Source organism: Pseudomonas sp. KBW05 (assembly GCF_003852405.1).
Taxonomy (GTDB): domain Bacteria; phylum Pseudomonadota; class Gammaproteobacteria; order Pseudomonadales; family Pseudomonadaceae; genus Aquipseudomonas.
On the sequence record NZ_QAJM01000013.1, the window covers coordinates 56,774 to 73,209 of the forward strand.

The 16,436-nt window shown below is 61.2% G+C and carries 14 protein-coding genes; 10 read left to right on the forward strand and 4 right to left on the reverse strand.

From position 1 onward, the window contains the following. Positions 1–72 precede the first annotated feature (72 nt). Positions 73–2,094, forward strand: a complete 2,022-nt coding sequence (locus DBR46_RS12330) for an LTA synthase family protein (protein ID WP_124526422.1) — start codon at positions 73–75, stop codon at positions 2,092–2,094. On the opposite strand, the gene DBR46_RS12335 is transcribed toward DBR46_RS12330, so the two are convergent. Both DBR46_RS12335 and DBR46_RS12340 read right to left on the reverse strand, forming a co-directional pair. Beyond that, on the reverse strand, positions 2,095–2,469 hold the full coding sequence (locus tag DBR46_RS12335) for a cytochrome c family protein (protein ID WP_124526423.1): 375 nt from the start codon (positions 2,467–2,469) through the stop codon (positions 2,095–2,097). A 43-nt stretch (positions 2,470–2,512) separates the two neighbouring features. Then, a complete protein-coding gene (locus tag DBR46_RS12340; protein ID WP_256659284.1) occupies positions 2,513–3,034 on the reverse strand; it encodes a demethoxyubiquinone hydroxylase family protein in 522 nt (173 codons plus the stop codon). Between the two features lie 149 nt (positions 3,035–3,183). Here DBR46_RS12340 and DBR46_RS12345 point away from each other — a divergent pair, with 149 nt between their 5' ends. From DBR46_RS12345 to DBR46_RS12370, 6 genes are all read left to right on the forward strand, one after another. After that, positions 3,184–3,564 (forward strand): response regulator, encoded by a 381-nt coding sequence (locus DBR46_RS12345; RefSeq protein WP_124526424.1) that lies wholly within the window; start codon positions 3,184–3,186, stop codon positions 3,562–3,564. 195 nt (positions 3,565–3,759) lie between these two features. Further along, positions 3,760–4,374 (forward strand): biliverdin-producing heme oxygenase, encoded by a 615-nt coding sequence (locus DBR46_RS12350; protein WP_124526425.1) that lies wholly within the window; start codon positions 3,760–3,762, stop codon positions 4,372–4,374. Continuing rightward, positions 4,371–6,614, forward strand: a complete 2,244-nt coding sequence (locus DBR46_RS12355; protein WP_124526426.1) for an ATP-binding protein — start codon at positions 4,371–4,373, stop codon at positions 6,612–6,614. Before DBR46_RS12350 ends, DBR46_RS12355 begins: the two co-directional genes overlap by 4 nt. A 288-nt stretch (positions 6,615–6,902) precedes the next feature. Next, on the forward strand, positions 6,903–7,109 hold the full coding sequence (locus tag DBR46_RS12360) for a hypothetical protein (RefSeq protein ID WP_124526427.1): 207 nt from the start codon (positions 6,903–6,905) through the stop codon (positions 7,107–7,109). A gap of 167 nt (positions 7,110–7,276) precedes the next feature. Further along, complete coding sequence (locus DBR46_RS12365) at positions 7,277–9,169, forward strand: alkaline phosphatase D family protein (protein WP_124526428.1); 1,893 nt, start codon at positions 7,277–7,279, stop codon at positions 9,167–9,169. A gap of 140 nt (positions 9,170–9,309) precedes the next feature. Beyond that, positions 9,310–10,323: a sensor domain-containing diguanylate cyclase gene (locus DBR46_RS12370; RefSeq protein ID WP_124526429.1), complete on the forward strand. Its 1,014-nt coding sequence runs from the start codon at positions 9,310–9,312 to the stop codon at positions 10,321–10,323. 149 nt (positions 10,324–10,472) lie between these two features. On the opposite strand, the gene DBR46_RS12375 is transcribed toward DBR46_RS12370, so the two are convergent. Next, complete coding sequence (locus DBR46_RS12375) at positions 10,473–11,489, reverse strand: amino acid ABC transporter substrate-binding protein (RefSeq protein ID WP_124526430.1); 1,017 nt, start codon at positions 11,487–11,489, stop codon at positions 10,473–10,475. A gap of 186 nt (positions 11,490–11,675) precedes the next feature. Between DBR46_RS12375 and DBR46_RS12380 the strand changes: the two genes are divergently transcribed. Continuing rightward, entirely contained in the window at positions 11,676–12,926 is a 1,251-nt protein-coding gene (locus DBR46_RS12380; protein ID WP_124526431.1) for an aspartate aminotransferase family protein, read from the forward strand. Here the strand turns inward: DBR46_RS12380 and DBR46_RS12385 are convergent. After that, a complete protein-coding gene (locus DBR46_RS12385) occupies positions 12,923–14,947 on the reverse strand; it encodes a c-type cytochrome (RefSeq protein ID WP_124526432.1) in 2,025 nt (674 codons plus the stop codon). The genes DBR46_RS12380 and DBR46_RS12385 overlap by 4 nt on opposite strands. Positions 14,948–15,149: 202 nt before the next feature. Here DBR46_RS12385 and DBR46_RS12390 point away from each other — a divergent pair, with 202 nt between their 5' ends. Next, a complete protein-coding gene (locus DBR46_RS12390) occupies positions 15,150–15,653 on the forward strand; it encodes a hypothetical protein (protein ID WP_124526433.1) in 504 nt (167 codons plus the stop codon). Between the two features lie 71 nt (positions 15,654–15,724). Beyond that, positions 15,725–16,429 carry a hypothetical protein gene (locus DBR46_RS12395; protein WP_017734783.1) on the forward strand — a complete coding sequence of 235 codons (705 nt, stop codon included), beginning with the start codon at positions 15,725–15,727 and terminating at the stop codon, positions 16,427–16,429. The last annotated feature ends 7 nt before the right edge of the window (positions 16,430–16,436 follow it).

Genomic DNA, 16,436 nt, shown 5'->3' on the forward strand with positions numbered 1-16,436 from the left:
GCGAGCAAGCCCGCTCCCACACAAGCCCGCTCCCACATTTGATTTGCGGTGTTTTTTAGAATGAGGAAGATGATGACTGCGTTGCAATCACGCCGCCTGCGCTACGGCGTGGGCGCGATCGGCCTGGTGTTTATGTTGCTGGCGGCGTTGCGCCTGGTGTTTGTGCTGGCCTTTTCCGGCCTGCCGTTAAACACCCCACACCTGTTGGAAACCCTCGGCATCGGCCTGCGTTTCGACCTGCGCCTGGCGCTGTTACTGCTGCTGCCCCTGGCCGTGCTGGCCTGGCTGCCGCGCTGGAACCTCATCACCCTGCCCGCCCTGCGCTGGCTGGCGCGGGGTTATCTGGTGGTGGCCTTGGCCGTGGTCGGCCTGGTCTACATCATCGACTTCGGCCACTACGCCTACCTCGGTGTACGCATCAACGCGACCGTGTTGCGTTACCTGCAAGACGCGCAGATTTCCCAACAGATGGTGTGGGAAACCTACCCGGTGCTGTGGATAACGGCCTGCTGGCTGACAGCCGTGGCGCTGTGGGTGTGGGCACTGGTCTGCCTGGAACGCCTGACTCTGGATCGGCCGGCCCGCCCCATGCGCAAATGGGCGCTGGTGCCTATCTGTGTGATCGGTGTTGTCGCTGTGCTGCTGGCCCTGCTCGGCCGCGTCGCCAACCTCAACCTGGAAAACCCGGTACCCCTGCGCTGGAGCGATGCGTTCTTTTCCGGCAACAGCCAATTAGCCGCCGTGGGCCTGAACCCGGTGCTGTTTTTGTACGACACCGTCAAGGTCGGCCAATCGCAATTCGATGAACACAAGGTGCGCGAACACTACCCGCAAATCGCCCACTACCTGGGGGTTGAGCAGCCGGATGCGCAGTCACTGAACTTCATCCGCAAACAAGGCCTGCAGCCCTACCGACTGGCCGGCGAGCGTCCACCCAATGTGATTTTCGTGATGCTTGAATCCCTCGGCACCAGTGCCGTCGGCGCCTACGGCAACCCGCTGAACCCCACGCCGAACCTGGACAAACTGGCCACGCAAAGCTGGTTCTTCAAACACTTCTACGTGCCCGTCACCGGCACCGCCAAGACCGTGTGGGCCAGTATCAGCGGCGTGCCGGACGTGACCCGCCAGGAGACCGCCACGCGCAACCCGCTGATCACCCGGCAACACACGCTGATCAACGCGTTCGCGGGTTACCAGAAGTTCTACATGATCGGCGGCAATGCCGGCTGGGCGAATATCAACGCGCTGATCCGCCAGAGCATCGACGGTGTGCAGCTCTATGAAGAAAGCCACTGGCGCTCGCCACGGGTGGACGTGTGGGGCATTTCCGACCTGGACCTGTTCAAGGAAGGCGACCAGTTGCTGCGCGCCGTACCCGCGGACCAGCCGTTCTTCGCCTACCTGCAAACCTCCGGCAACCATCGGCCGTTCACCATCCCCAAGCACAATGATGGGTTCCAGGTCGCCGAGGTGACCCTGGAACAAGTCCAGGCCGCCGGTTCACGCAGCGTCGAGCAGTACAACGCGGTGCGCCTGCTGGACTACAACATCGGCCGCCTGATGGAAATCGCCAAGGCCGGCGGTTGGTACGACAACAGCATCTTTGTGTTCTTCGGCGACCACAACACGCGCATCAGCCAGATCCCGCACATGGCGCCGGCCTTCGAACAGCTGGGTTTGGAGAGCAACAATGTGCCGCTATTGATCCACGCCCCTGGCCTGGCGCCACGGGTGATCGAAGAAGCCGTCGGCCTCGCCGATCTGCTTCCCACCGTGGCAGGCATGGCGGGCATGCCGTTTCGCAATGGCGCACTGGGCCGCGACATCCAGCAGCCCGCGCCCGAAGGCGAACGCGTGGTGCCGCTGGTCCTGCGCGAAGGCACCTTCCCCATCATCGGCGGCGTGACCCAGCACTTCCTGTTGCAGATGCAGCACGACGGCAGCTCGCCGACCCTGCATGACCTGGCCTCGCCAACCCCGCGCGAAGACGTGGCTGCGCAGTATCCCCAAGAGTTTCAGCGTTTGCAGGGGCTGACCCGGGGGCTGCATGAAAGTGCGCGCTTGATGTTGTTCAGGAATGTGCGCGAGTGATTACTTGGGCTGGAAGGTTTCGAGGTACGCCAGGATGTTGTCGATCTTTTCCTGGTCGCTGATGCCCCAGAAGATCATCCGTGTGCCGCTCACCACCTTCTTCGGGGCTTCTATATAGGCGGCGAGCTTGTCGCGGGTCCAGACCACGCCGGAATTTTTCATCGCGTCGGAGTATTGATAGTCGGTGGTGGTGCCGGCAGGTCGGCCGATGATGCCGTTCAGTTCCGGGCCAAACCCGCCCCGCGCGCCTTCGCCGACGCTGTGGCAGCCGCCGCAGGTCTTGGTGAAGAGTTTGCCGCCAGCCTCGGCGTCGCCGGCCGCAAAGGCGGGGCCGGCACTGAGGATCAGGGCGAGGGTGATCAAGGTGTACTTCATGCAGGGTTCCCCATCAGGTATCGCGGGCAATTATGCCTGTTTGTCAGGAACGCATGCCCATCCAGATCACGGCTTCGGTCCACGCTGTGACCACTGGCGTCAGCCCACGGAACCAAGGGTCACCCACATCAATCTGGGCCGCCGAGTGGTCGTGGTGGTGTTGTTCTTCTTCGACAATCGAGGCAATCGCCGCCAAGGCCTGTGGGTCGATGTCGCGCAGTGTGTGCAGTTGATGGGCCAGGTGGCGCAGCACCACGCTTTCCACGGCAACGGTGGTGGCGACGATGGCCTTGCGCCCGCACACCCCGGTGATTAATCCCAGCACCAATCCGCCAAGGCCACACAGCCAGTAACTGCGGCAGCGCCGGTAGCCACGACGTTGCAACTCGGCCCTGAACACCTCGCGGTGGCGCCGTTCGTGGCTGAGGAATTCCTGGAGTTCGGCCACCATGCCGGGGACAAACAGCCGGGCCATGAACAACTGGCCGCTGTAGATGCAGATCGCGCCATGTTCGCCGGCATGGTCGACTTTGATCATGCGGTTGCCGATATCCGGGTCGGTCACGGTGGGCTGCCTTGTGCGGGGGCTTGAGGTGGGCGGAGTATCCAGCAAGCACATCCTTATGACCACCCATCGCCTCAAACACATCCAATCGAACCTATGCAGGCGTGTTCTACTCCACCCCTATGAACCCTGATGGTGGAGTAAGGATCATGGCTCAGCCATCGATTTTAGTGCTGGAAGACGACGAGATCATTCGGTCGTTAATGGTGGATGTGCTGGAGGAATTCGGGGCGCTGGTAACGTCGTTTCCTTCGGCGGATGAAGGGATGATTTACCTGGAACGCGGCGATGAGCCAGTGGACCTGATTGTCAGTGATATTCAGATGCCGGGTTTGCTCAACGGCTACGACTTGAGCCGGGTGGTGGCGCATCGCTGGCCGGGGGTGCCGGTGTTGCTGACGTCCGGCAACACCAAGTTGGCGGCGCAACTGGGCGGTTCCGTGCGATTCCTGCCCAAGCCGTGGAGCGCCGAGCATTTGCTGGAACAGGTGCAAACGGCGCTGACTGCGCAGGGGCCGTCCATGCACTGATAGCTTCACGACATCACTTAAACCGAACTTCGCAACACGCTCTACGGTCATTAATGAGGCATGGAGCGACTTTTCTGATCCGCTGGTCAGCTGTTTCGCCTTGTGCGCACAGCTGACGGCTTTGAGGTGTGTAGAATCGTCGCCCATTTCCACGCGTCATTCATGGCCGGAAGGCCCACAGTTCGAGCTTATTGAATGCATTCACAGGCCCATGACGTTGGTGCGCCCACTTTGCTGGAAGCGTTGCGCACAGGCACTGCCCTGCTGCACGTAGCGCTGGAGAAACGCCTGCCGTTTTTCTGCGAACGCCTGGATGCCGACTGGTACGGGCGCTTGCTCCAGGCGTGTTACGGCTTTTATCAGCCGATGGAAGCGGCACTGGATGAAGGTGCCCTGATCCCTGATGGTTTCGATCAGGTACTGCGTGTGAAAACGCCGACCCTCGTGAGCGATCTTCACGCCCTGGGCCTGGATAACCCGGCCATCAATGCCCTGCCCCGTTGCTGCGCACTCCCGCCCCTCGACACCCCTGCTGCCTGCCTCGGCGCCCTGTATGTGCTGGAAGGCGCGACCCTCGGCGGCCAGGTATTGCGCCGGGAAATGGCCCAGCGCCTGGCCCTGGACGCCGACAACGGCGGCGCGTTTCTCAATGTATACGGTGCCGAGACCGGTCGGCGCTGGAAGGATTTTCTCGATTACCTGGGCCGCCAGCCGCTGGATGTGTGTGCAAAACAGCGCGCGGTGGATGCAGCCCGCTCAACATTCAGCTGTTTTGAGCAATGGCTCGACAGCCAGGAGGTACTGCTATGAAACCCGAAGATTTTGAAGAGCTGCTTGCCAACTGTGCCGACGAGCCCATTCGTTTTCCGGGGGCGATCCAGCCCCATGGCGTGTTGCTGACCTTGTCGGAGCCAGACCTTGCGATCATCCAGGTCAGCGCCAACGTCGCCACCCTGTTCGGCCACGCGCCCGAAACGCTGCTGGGCCAACCGCTGCATGCGCTACTGGGCGCCGAACCCGCCAACGCCGTCGCGACCATGGCCGAAAACAATACGTTTTTCGACGCCCCGCCACTGCATGTCAGCTTTAACGAGGCGCCATTCGAAGGATTGCTGCACCGCCATCAAAACGTGTTGGTGCTGGAGTTCGAACCGCTGCTCAAGGATTTCCGCCCACGGGCGTTGAACGGTCGCACCAGTGACCTGGGCAAGATGCTGCAACGTTTGCAGGCGGCGAAAACCCTGCAAGCGCTGTACGAAATCAGCGTGAATGAAATCCAGGCCATGACCGGTTACGACCGCGTGCTGATCTACCGCTTCGAAGACGAAGGCCACGGCCAGGTGATCGCCGAAGCGTCGGCGCCAAGCATGGAGCTTTTCAACGGGCTGTTCTTCCCGGCATCCGACATCCCCGAACAGGCCCGCGAGCTGTATCGCACCAACTGGCTGCGCATCATCCCCAACGCGGCGTATGAGCCGGTGCCGCTGCTGCCCAAGCTGCGCCCGGACACCGGCCAGCCACTGGATCTGAGCTTCGCCACCCTGCGCAGCGTGTCGCCGATTCATTGCCAGTACATGCAGAACATGGGCGTGCTGTCGTCCATGAGCATCTCGCTGATGAAGGGCGACAAGCTCTGGGGCTTGATAAGTTGCGGCAACCGCGAGCCATTGCTGGTGCCCAATGACTTGCGTACCGCCTGCCAGACCATTGGCCAGGTGCTGTCGCTGCAGATCAGTGCCATGGAAGCCCTGGACCTGAGCCGCCAGCGCGAGGAGAAAGTCGAGGCCCTGGCCCTGCTGGATCAAGCGATGAAAGCGTCGCAGGAAAACGTCTTCGACGGCCTGGCCCAGCAAGGCCAGTTGCTGATGGACCTGACCCTGTCCGGCGGCGTGGCGATCATCGAAGACAAGCAACTGCACCGCTACGGCAACTGCCCGGAGCCGGCGCAGATCCGCGCCTTGCACAAGTGGCTGCAAGAGAGCGGCGAGCCGGTGTTTTCCAGCCATAACCTGGCGTCGGTTTACCCGCCGGCGGCCGAGTTCCAGCAGGTGGCCAGTGGGGTATTGGCCATGAGCCTGCCCAAGCCTGTGGATAACGGCGTGCTGTGGTTCCGCCCGGAAGTGAAAGAGAACATCAACTGGAGCGGTGACCCGAAAAAACCACTGGACCTGGAAAACTCCGACGCCGGCCTGCGCCTTCGCCCACGCACCTCGTTTGAGATCTGGAAGGTGGAAATGGCCGGCATCTCCACCAAGTGGAGCCATGGAGACCGTTTCGCCGCCAACGACCTGCGCCGTTCCGCCCTGGAAAACGACCTGGCACGCCAGGTACTGCGCGAGCAACAGGCCGTGCGTGCACGTGATGAGCTGGTCGCGGTGGTTTCCCACGACCTGCGCAACCCGATGACGGTCATCTCCATGCTCTGCGGCATGATGCAAAAGGCGTTCAGCTCCGATGGCCCCCATACCTCTCGGCGGATTTCCTCGGCTATCGACACCATGCAACAGGCCGCCGGGCGGATGAATGTGTTGCTGGAAGATTTGCTCGACACCTCGAAAATCGAAGCCGGCCGCTACGTGGTCAAGCCGGTGGCGCTGGATGTCAGCCAGATCTTTGAAGAGGCCTATTCCCTGTTGGCGCCCTTGGCGATGGAAAAAGGCATCGACCTGTCGTTCAACGCCGAGCCTGGCCTGCAGATCAATGCTGACCCGGAGCGTTTGTTCCAGGTGCTGTCCAACCTCATCGGCAATGCCATCAAGTTCACCCCACGCCAGGGCAATATTGGCATCAGCGCCATGAGCAACGGCGAAGAGATCGTGTTTTCGGTGCGCGACTCCGGTGAAGGCATCGCGCCGGAGCAACTGCCACACGTGTTTGATCGCTATTGGACCCAGACCGAAAACAACCCCACCGGCAGTGGCTTGGGGCTGTATATCACCCAAGGCATCATCCAGGCCCATGGCGGCAAGATTGTGGCTGAAAGTGAGGTGGGGCGTGGCAGTGAGTTCCGTTTCACGGTGCCCAAAGTGACGGGCAGCGTCCATAGCTGATCGATTGGCTAGCCGGGCAGCCTTGCTGCCCGTGCTGCCTGTTCAGCACTGATACACACTTTGCATCTATTGGTTCACACAGCGCCAAGTGCAATTAAGCAAGGCTTAATAAAACCTCAATAACCTCACGCTATTTTTTTCATAATAAACAATAACTTCATCCACAACTAGCAACATTCAATCACTCGCCAAACAAACCAAATGCCTCTAACTTATCTCTCGCACTGTTACAGGGAAGAACATGCCATGTAAAACCTCAACTCTACGATTCAACATAGGTATACAACCATGATCAACTCTATCAGCACCTACCCTGTTCAATACCCTGTCGCGCCAGACACTCAAGCCAATGAACAGCCGAACACGCGCACCAAGCGCAGCCTTGATCAATCTTTCACACAGGCTGCGGACTTTGAAACCACATCGAATATTGATAAGCCCCGTCGACGCAACAGCGGTGGTTTGAACAGCCTCGGCCGAGGTAACTTACTGTAAGTTAACACCTAACTAAACAGCCTCAAAAGAAGCAGAACCAAACCGTTCTGCTTCCTCTGTATGAGTGCCTCTTTCAATGACTTCTCCGTTCTGCAATCCCTTAACGAAACGCCGACATTCACTGCGTTATCCTGCACTCCTGTCGTTCAACTTGAGCTGCCCGTTTCATGCCCGATCCGTCGTCACTACCCTGCGTGCTTGCCGGCCCCATTCTGCGTCGCCTGGAGCCCACCCGCCTGGTGCTTTGGTTCGTGGCGAGCCGGGAACTGACGCCGGTCCTAAGGCTGCAACTTCCCCAGACAACACTGGCTATTGCCCTTGAGGCTCATTGCCTGGTCGTTCCTGTTGGCGCTCACGCCTTTATCTATCTGATCGATGTGCCACTGGCTGAACGATTGCCCGAGGATGTCAGCATCGGCTTTGATGTGCTGATAGACGATTGCGGCATTGCTCAGTGGGCTCCCCACTTGCTGTACCCAGGCACAACGATGCCCAGCTTCGTCCTGCACAGTCGCCTCCAACAATTGGTACACGGCTCATGCCGCAAACCCCATCACAACGCCGACGAAGGCTTGTTATGCGTAGACCGCCTGCTGGCCGGCGCCCATACCCCGGCCGAGCGCCCGGCCCTGTTGATGATGAGTGGCGACCAGATCTACGCCGACGATGTCGCCGGGCCGATGCTGCGGGCGATTCATACGCTGATCGAGCGGCTGGGCCTGTTCGACGAATACCTCGAAGGCGCCGTGGTCGATGACAGCCGCAGCCTCTACAAGCACCGCGCCAGCTACTACCATCGCGCCGACCTGCTGCCAGCGCTGGACAGCAACGAGACCCTGCGCGAGCGTTTTTTTGGCGGCGTAAAGAAGCCGATCTTCACCAGCAGCACCGCCGACAATCACTTGGTGACCTTCGCCGAAGTCATCGCCATGTACTTGCTGGTGTGGTCGCCCATACCCTGGACGCTGATCACCCTAGAACCGCCGCAATTGAGCGCTGAAGAACAAAAGCGTTATACCCGCGAACAGGTGCAGATCGAGCGCTTTCGCGATGGCCTGCCAGGGGTCGCGCGGGTATTCGCCCACCTGCCCACCCTGATGATCTTCGATGACCACGACATCACCGACGACTGGAACCTCAGCGCCCAGTGGGAAGAAACCGCCTACGGCCACCCGTTCTCCAAGCGCATCATTGGTAACGCGCTGCTGGCCTACCTGCTGTGCCAGGGCTGGGGCAACCAGCCAGATGTCTTCGGCGAGTTGCTGGGGCAGACCCAGACACTCACCGCAGGGGCCCAGGGCAATCATCTCGACGCGAACAAACAGGATGCACTGCTCGAAGCCCTGTTGAAATTCCAGCACTGGCACTACGTATTGCCGACCACGCCCGCCCTGGTGGTGCTCGACACCCGCACCCGCCGCTGGCGCAGCGAGTTCAACCTCACGCAACCCTCCGGCCTGCTGGATTGGGAAGCCTTGAGCGAACTGCAACAGGAGCTGCTGGATCATCCGAGCGCCATCATCGTCTCGCCCGCACCGATCTTTGGCGTGAAGCTGATCGAGACCATACAAAAGGTGTTCAGCTGGTGCGGCTACCCGCTGCTGGTAGACGCCGAAAACTGGATGGCCCATCGCGGCGCGGCCCAAGTGATCCTCAACATCTTCCGCCACTCCCGCACACCGGGTAACTACGTAATCCTCTCGGGGGACGTGCACTACTCGTTTGTCTACGAAGTGCTGATCCGTCACCGCAACGCCGGGCCGAAGATCTGGCAAATCACCAGCAGCGGCATCAAGAACGAATTCCCGCCACGCCTGCTGGAATGGTTCGACCGCCTCAACCGCTGGCTCTACTCACCGCGCTCGCCGCTGAACTGGTTCACCCGCCGGCGCACCATGCAGGTGGTACCGCATATCCCGGAACACGCTGAAGCGGGTGAACGATTGTGGAATTCGGCGGGGATTGGCCAGGTGTTCTTCAACGAGCAGGGCCAGCCTGAGGCGATCTACCAACACAACGCGGATGGGAAGCCACGGACGAGGATGGTGCCGCCGCAGTAATAGCCCATCGCCACCTCCACTAAAGCACCGCACCCACCCTATTCAAACCCCGCAAGCCGCGATGTACAGTAGCCCCCAGCCACGGAGTATCGGCGTCAACCATGACTGGCCTTGGGCGCCAGCCCACGCAGGAAGCGCAAATGGACGATACATCCAGCAGCAAACCGATGAGGAATGACTTTTCCGACCTGAACGCCGACATGCTGCACGCCGTCATGGAGTTGGTCAGCGACGGGATCTGGGACTGGAACGCCAATACCGGTTTTGTGTACCGCAGCCCCGGCTGGTACGAAATGCTCGGCTACCCCCGACACTCCCTGGAAAACAGCGTGTTCACCTGGGAGAACGTGATCCACCCCGAGGATTACCCCCAGGTGATGACGGTGTTTGATAGCTACATCCACCAACACACCCCTCACTACCAAGCCGAGTACCGCTGCCGAAAAGCAGACGGCACTTACCTGTGGATCGAAGACCGTGGCTACATCGTTGCGCGCAACCCCGACGGTTCGGTCGCGCGCATGGTCGGCGCCCATCGTGATATCCATACGCGCAAATGTTCCATCGAGCAGTTGGAACGGCGCAATCAATCCCTTGAAGCCCTGGTAGCCGAGCGCACCCGTGAGTTGTCACGGGTCAACCAACAGTTACTGCTGCAACTGGACGAAAACCGCTCCCTGGCCGAGCGCGACACGCTGACCCGTGTGGCCAACCGCTACCGCCTGGAAAAAGTGCTGCTGGAAGAATGCGACCGCGCCGAGCGTTTCCGCCTGCCGCTGGCACTGGTGGCCATGGATATCGATGATTTCAAGCCGATCAATGACCGCTACGGCCACGCCGTGGGCGATCAGACGCTGGTGCATGTGGTCGAAACCCTGGAGGCCTGCCTACGCCCGACAGACTTGCTGGCGCGCTGGGGCGGCGATGAGTTCATGGTGGTGCTGCCACAAGGCGACCTGGAAACGGCAAGGGCACTGGCCGAGCGCATTCGCGAAAAAGTCGCGCAGATGCCGACCCTGGGCAGCTTCAAAGTGAGCTTGAGCCTGGGGGTGGTGCAGCGTCACCCCGGTGAATCTCCGGCTGCGCTGATGGCGCGGGCCGATCAGGCTTTGTACCGGTCCAAGGCGGCGGGCAAGGATGTGGTTTCGGAGTAGGTGACAACGATCAAATGTGGGTGAGGCTTGTGTGGGAGCGGGCTTGCTCGCGAATGCGGTGTATCAGTCAAACATCTATCGACTGACACTCCGCATTCGCGAGCAAGCCCGCTCCCACATAAGCCAGCTCCCACACTGGATCTGCGTGCTTACCTGACCGGCGGCGCGTACTGGATACCGCCGTTATTCCACAACGCATTAAGCCCGCGCTTGATCTTCAGCACGCTGCCCTGGCCGATGTTGCGTTCGAACACTTCGCCGTAATTGCCCACCTGCTTGACGATCTGCACCACCCAGTCCTTGCGCAGCTTGAGGTCCTTGCCGTACTCGCCGTCGGCACCGAGCAAACGGGCGACGTCCGGGTTCTTGGTGGTCTTCGCCTGTTCTTCGACGTTTTGCGAGGTGATGCCCATTTCCTCGGCATTGAGCATGGCAAACAGGGTCCACTTGACGATGCTGAACCACTCGTCATCGCCCTTGCGCACCAGCGGGCCCAGGGGTTCCTTGGAGATAATCTCCGGCAACACCACAAACTCGTCCGGGTGGGCCATCTTGATGCGCTGGGCATATAGGCCCGACTGGTCGGTGGTCAGCACGTCGCAGCGCCCGGCCTCGAGGCCCTTGGCGCTTTCGTCGGCGGTGTCGAAGGTGATCGGCGTGAACTTCATGCCATGGGTGCGGAAGTAGTCGGCGACGTTGAGCTCGGTGGTGGTGCCCGCCTGGATACACACGGTGGCGCCATCCAACTGCTTGGCCCCGGTCACCCCCAGTTTGTTGTTCACCAGAAAGCCGATGCCGTCGTAGTACGTCACACCGGTGAACACCAGGCCCATGCCCGTATCGCGAGAGCTGGTCCAGGTGGTGTTACGCGAGATCAGATCGATTTCGCCGGACTGCAACGCAGTGAAACGCTCCTTGGCGGTCAGTTGGCTGAACTTCACCTTTGACGCATCGCCGAACACGGCCGCAGCGACCGCGTGGCACACGTCCACATCGATGCCGGTCATCTTGCCTGTGCTGTCCGGCACGCCAAAGCCCGGCAGGCCATCGCTGACACCGCACTGGATAAAGCCTTTTTTCTGGATCGCATCGAGGGTCACGCCCGCCTGGGCGCTCGCCGCCCAAGCGCAGGTGATGGCGACCAAGGTGTTCTTGAGGTATTTCATGCGCTGCTCTCCCTGTCGATTCTTATTGGTCAGGCAGTATCAAGCCCTTGGGCGCATTGCCACAAACGACCTTTCGGCAACAACTCGTTCCGATTTGGAATGACCCGGCGACTTTATTTCGTTTGTGCCAAGGCCTGGCGCGCAGCTTAGATAAAAAGACGCCCGCCACCGCCGAGTCGAGGATTCATGAGCCGCCCAACCATCAGCCAGTCGATTTCCATCGTCCACCCCATCACCCTCAGCCACGGCAAGAACGCCGAGGTCTGGGACAGCACGGGCAAGCGCTACATCGATTTTGTCGGCGGCATTGGCGTGCTCAACCTCGGCCATTGCCACCTCGGCGTGGTGGACGCGATTCGTGAGCAAGCGACAAAGTTGACCCACTACGCCTTCAACGCTGCCCCCCACGCGCCTTACATCGAACTGATGGAACGCCTCACCGCGTTTATCCCGGTGGACTACCCGGTCAGCGGCATGCTCACCAACAGCGGCGCGGAAGCGGCGGAAAACGCCTTGAAGATCGTGCGCGGCGCCACCGGCCGCACGGCAGTGATCGCATTTGACGGCGCCTTTCATGGGCGCACCCTGGCCACCCTGAACCTCAACGGCAAGGTGGCGCCCTATAAGCAGAAGGTCGGCGTATTACCCGGCCCTGTGTATCACCTGCCCTACCCCAGTGCCGATAACGACGTGACCTGCGACGAAGCCCTGAAGGCCATGGACCGTCTGTTCAGCGTGGAAATCGACGTCAACGACGTGGCCTGTTTCATCATTGAGCCGGTGCAGGGCGAAGGCGGTTTCCTTGCCCTGGACAGGGAATTCGCCCAAGCCCTGCGGCGCTTCTGTGATGAGAAAAACATCCTGCTGATTGCCGATGAAATCCAATCGGGCTTTGGTCGGACTGGCCAGCGCTTTGCCTTTTCGCGGTTGGGTATCGAGCCGGACCTGATCCTGCTCGGCAAAAGCATCGCCGGTGGCGTGCCGCTGGGTGCGGTGGTCGGGCGCCAGGCGTTGCTCGACAACCTGCCCAAGGGCGGGCTGGGTGGCACCTACTCCGGCAACCCCATCGCCTGCGCGGCAGCCTTGGCCACCCTGGAGGCGATGAGCGATGCCCACCTGAAAAGCTGGGGTGCGCAGCAGGAAGAAGCCATCGTCGGCCGCTATGAGCGCTGGCGGGCGCAAGGCCTGTCACCCTACCTGGGCCGCCTGACCGGCGTCGGCGCCATGCGCGGTATCGAATTGGCCCACGCCGACGGCACGCCCGCCCCACAGCAACTGGCCCAATTGCTGGGCCTGGCGCGGGATGCCGGCTTGCTGCTGATGCCCAGCGGCAAGTCGCGGCATATCATCCGTTTGCTCGCACCGCTGACCATTGAGCCCGCGGTGCTGGAGGAAGGCCTGAATATCCTTGAGGCGTGCCTGCGGCAGTTGACCTAGTAGCGGGCATCCACGGGCTTGCCGCCGTTGGGCCAGTCTTTGACCTTGTCCGGGAAGTCCGGGCGCGGTTGCCCCGAGAAGTAGGCCGCCACGTCCACCGCGTCCTGGTCGGACAAACCGCCCTGGCCCAACGGGAATTTCTCGTGGAAGCCGATCGGCATATTGCGTTTGACGAACGCCGCCGCCGTGTAAGTGCGGGCCATGCCGGCGCCGATATTGAACGATTGCTCACCCCACAGAGGTGGGTAGATCAGCTCGCCGTCGGCCCGCGCCAGGCCCTGGCCGTTGTCACCATGGCATACCGCGCATTGCTTGGCGTACACCGCCTGGCCATTGGCCAAGTCCGGCTTGATCGCCGGATCGACCTTGCCCACGCCGCGCCCGGCGACTTTGTCTTCGGGCCGGGTGTTGTTTTTCATCCAGTCGAAGTAGGCAACCATCGCTTGCATATCCGCCGATTGCGGCGCCAGAGGCTTGCCATTCATCGAGCGACGGAAGCAGCCGTTGATGCGCTCTTCCAGGGTCACCACCTTGCCGGCACGCGGCGCGTAGCTGGGGAAGAAGGCCGACACGCCGACAAACGGCGAGCCGTCCGCCACGGTGCCAGCGTTGAGATGGCAACTGGTGCAATTGAGCGAATTGCCCACGTTGTCCGGCAGCAGCGCCTTGGTTTGCAGGTGCAGGCGCATGCCGCGCACCACTTGATCGGCGTTGGGTGCGGCGAGCAGATCGGCCAGGCGCGGGGTTTCGAACGCCGATGAATCGGTGGTGGCCGGGTTGAGTTGGTCGCGCAGCTTTTTCACCTGGGCGGCGCTGATGGGTGTGCCCTCGTTGCCCCAGCGCGTGCGCACAAAGCTGAGGATCTCGGCGATTTCCTGATCCGCCAGGCGGGCGAAGCCGGGCATGGTGTAGACCCGTGGATGAGCGGCGGTTTGCGCGGTTTCCCAGCCCGTGAGGGTGATATGCAGCAGCGACGTCGGGTTGTTGGACGCAATGCTCGGGTTGCCCGCCAGCGGCGGGAACAGGCCTTTGACACCGGCGCCGTCGCTGCGATGGCAGTCGCTGCAGAACTGCATATAACCCAGGCCGCCACGGCTGGTGAACAAGTCCGCCGGCGGCGCTGCGGGTGCGTGGGCCACGGACGGCATCGGCAGGTCGTCTTTGCCCGGTGGCAGGGATTTGAGGTAGCGGGCGATGGCGGTGAGGTCGTCCTCGCTGAAGTGCTGGGTGCTGTGGTGAATCACATCGGCCATGTTGCCGGCGACTGTGGCAAAGCGGTTTTGCCCGGTCTTGAGCAATTGCACGGTGTCTTCCACGGTCCACAGGTTACGCAGGCTCAGGGCGCGCCAGTGCTCAACGGTTTCACCGGCCAGGTAGTGCTGGCCGCTGCTGCCTTCATCGCTCAGGGCTTTTTCCTGGAAGGCGATGCCGCGCGGCGTGTGGCAGGAACCGCAATGGCCCAGGCCCTGGACCAGGTACGCGCCACGGTTGAGCGACTCATCCCGCGCCGGGTCAGGTGCGAACGGCCGTTTGTCGACAAAGGCAAAATTCCACAGCGCCAGGCCCCAGCGCTGGTTGAACGGGAAACCCATGTCCGCTTCGAGGTTGGCTTGCTGCACCGGCTCGACGCCTTGCATCAGGTAGGCGTACAGGGCACGCATATCCTCCTCGCTCATCTTCGCGTAGGACGGATACGGCATCGCCGGGTAAAGGTTCATACCGCTCGGCGTGACCCCTTCACGCATGACCCGGTCGAATTGCTCGAAGGTGTAGTTGCCGATGCCGGTTTCACGGTCGGGCGTGATGTTGCTGGAGAAGATCGTGCCCATCGGCGTACTCAGCTCCAGCCCGCCCGCCATCACCTGGCCTTGCTTGGCGGTGTGGCAGGCGATGCAGTCGCCCAGTTGCGCGACGTACTTGCCGTGTTCGATCAGCGGGGTGTCGGGGGTGTTGGCGTGCAAGGGAAGCGCCAGACACAGCGTCGCCCCCAGCATGGCCAGGCGTGCAAGAGAAAGCGCCATCGTGTTAGTCCTTTAATCACCTGGCGTGGGGTGGTCCCCTCGGCGCAGGTCAGTGGTCGTTTTTATGGGTTCATCAGGCTTTGGGTGTTGTAACGGATTTACCGGCGGGGGGTTTTGATGTGGGTCAGGGGCAAAACGATGGACAAGAGGACGAGGGCTCAACGACTATCCAGCCCTTACCTCTCTCGCACGGAAGCGCACCATGCTCGACATCCTCCAAGGCACGCCCCTCTGGGTTTACGCGGTTTACCTGTGGATTTGCTACTACGGCATCAAGGCCTGCCTGGGCGGGCGCGAGAATCGGCGCTCGCTGCTGATCCTGCCGGTGGTGCTGGTGCTGTGGTCGCTGATGTCGCTGGCGCCTTCACTGTTGTCGAGTAGCGCCTGGGCGGGCGGCGCCGTGGTCGGCAGCCTGGTGGGGGTGCTGCTGTTCAACGCCAACGGCGCCCGTCTCGACGCCAATGGCGAAACCCTGGTGCTGGCGGGCACCTGGAAGACTCTGCTGATCTCGCAGCTGTTCTTCGCGGTGAAGTATTACTTCGGCTACCAGCAGGCGGTGCATCCGTTGTTGCTGAGCACACCGAGCATGCTGGCGACCATCGGCGCGGTCTCGGGATTTACCGTAGGTCTGTTTTGCGGGCGGGCCATCAAGCTGCAGCGTGCGCTTGCCGCCTTGCGTCGCGATGAGGGCAATGTGCTGCCTTGACCTGATCCCCCCACGCCTTGAAAATGCGCGACGCTTTTTTGTCTCCCGTTTACTGAAGTAGTGAAATTTCAATGTCTGATTCCCACCACGAAGAATCCGTAGTCGCCTTGCAATCCAAAGCTGAATACGAAAACGCCATCAATCTTTCACAGCATGTGCCCGCCGCCAAGATCATCAGCGAGATGGTGCTGGACGCGTTTCACACCTCCAAGGAAAGCGACCAGATCCGCGAGCTGCGCGTGGCCATCCGCCAGGCCCACGACGCCTTTGACGACGACAAAGCCTACGACCTGATGGGCCAGCTCAAGCAACTCAAGGACGCCGAAGCCGCCGACAGCATCGCCCTGGAAGACCTGAGCAGCAAGTTCTCCATCAGCCGCATCCTGTCCAGCTTCAAGGACGACCCCGAGTTCCAGGAGCTGGTCTACGGCCTGGCGTTGAAAGTGCTGAACCAGAGCCACCAGGCCATCAGCAACCCGAGCGCCGGCAAGAGCAAGGCCTCACGCCCGAAGAAAGAAGCCGAAGTGTTTGTGATCAGCAAGGACGGCATCAGCGTCACCCTGCCATTGCGTACACCGCGCTCGAAGCTGAACGTTGACCGCGAGGCGTTCGAATTCCTCGGTTTCAGCTTTGTCGGTGAAGGTGATGAAGCCGAGCTGGAAGTGGAAAGCTTTGTGGATAACACCGGCGCCGAGCAGCCGCTGAGCCGCAAGACAGTGATTGCTGCGTTGCAGCAGCAGAGCGCGTTTGAGGGTTACAGTATCGCGCAGCAGTAACCTGGGT

Coding starts and splice junctions, on each gene's coding strand:
- DBR46_RS12330 (WP_124526422.1), top strand. CDS start 73: ATGACTGCGTTGCAATCACGCCGCCTGCGCTACGGCGTGGGCGCGATC.
- DBR46_RS12335 (WP_124526423.1), bottom strand. CDS start 2,469: ATGAAGTACACCTTGATCACCCTCGCCCTGATCCTCAGTGCCGGCCCC.
- DBR46_RS12345 (WP_124526424.1), top strand. CDS start 3,184: ATGGCTCAGCCATCGATTTTAGTGCTGGAAGACGACGAGATCATTCGG.
- DBR46_RS12350 (WP_124526425.1), top strand. CDS start 3,760: ATGCATTCACAGGCCCATGACGTTGGTGCGCCCACTTTGCTGGAAGCG.
- DBR46_RS12355 (WP_124526426.1), top strand. CDS start 4,371: ATGAAACCCGAAGATTTTGAAGAGCTGCTTGCCAACTGTGCCGACGAG.
- DBR46_RS12360 (WP_124526427.1), top strand. CDS start 6,903: ATGATCAACTCTATCAGCACCTACCCTGTTCAATACCCTGTCGCGCCA.
- DBR46_RS12365 (WP_124526428.1), top strand. CDS start 7,277: ATGCCCGATCCGTCGTCACTACCCTGCGTGCTTGCCGGCCCCATTCTG.
- DBR46_RS12370 (WP_124526429.1), top strand. CDS start 9,310: ATGGACGATACATCCAGCAGCAAACCGATGAGGAATGACTTTTCCGAC.
- DBR46_RS12375 (WP_124526430.1), bottom strand. CDS start 11,489: ATGAAATACCTCAAGAACACCTTGGTCGCCATCACCTGCGCTTGGGCG.
- DBR46_RS12380 (WP_124526431.1), top strand. CDS start 11,676: ATGAGCCGCCCAACCATCAGCCAGTCGATTTCCATCGTCCACCCCATC.
- DBR46_RS12385 (WP_124526432.1), bottom strand. CDS start 14,947: ATGGCGCTTTCTCTTGCACGCCTGGCCATGCTGGGGGCGACGCTGTGT.
- DBR46_RS12390 (WP_124526433.1), top strand. CDS start 15,150: ATGCTCGACATCCTCCAAGGCACGCCCCTCTGGGTTTACGCGGTTTAC.
- DBR46_RS12395 (WP_017734783.1), top strand. CDS start 15,725: ATGTCTGATTCCCACCACGAAGAATCCGTAGTCGCCTTGCAATCCAAA.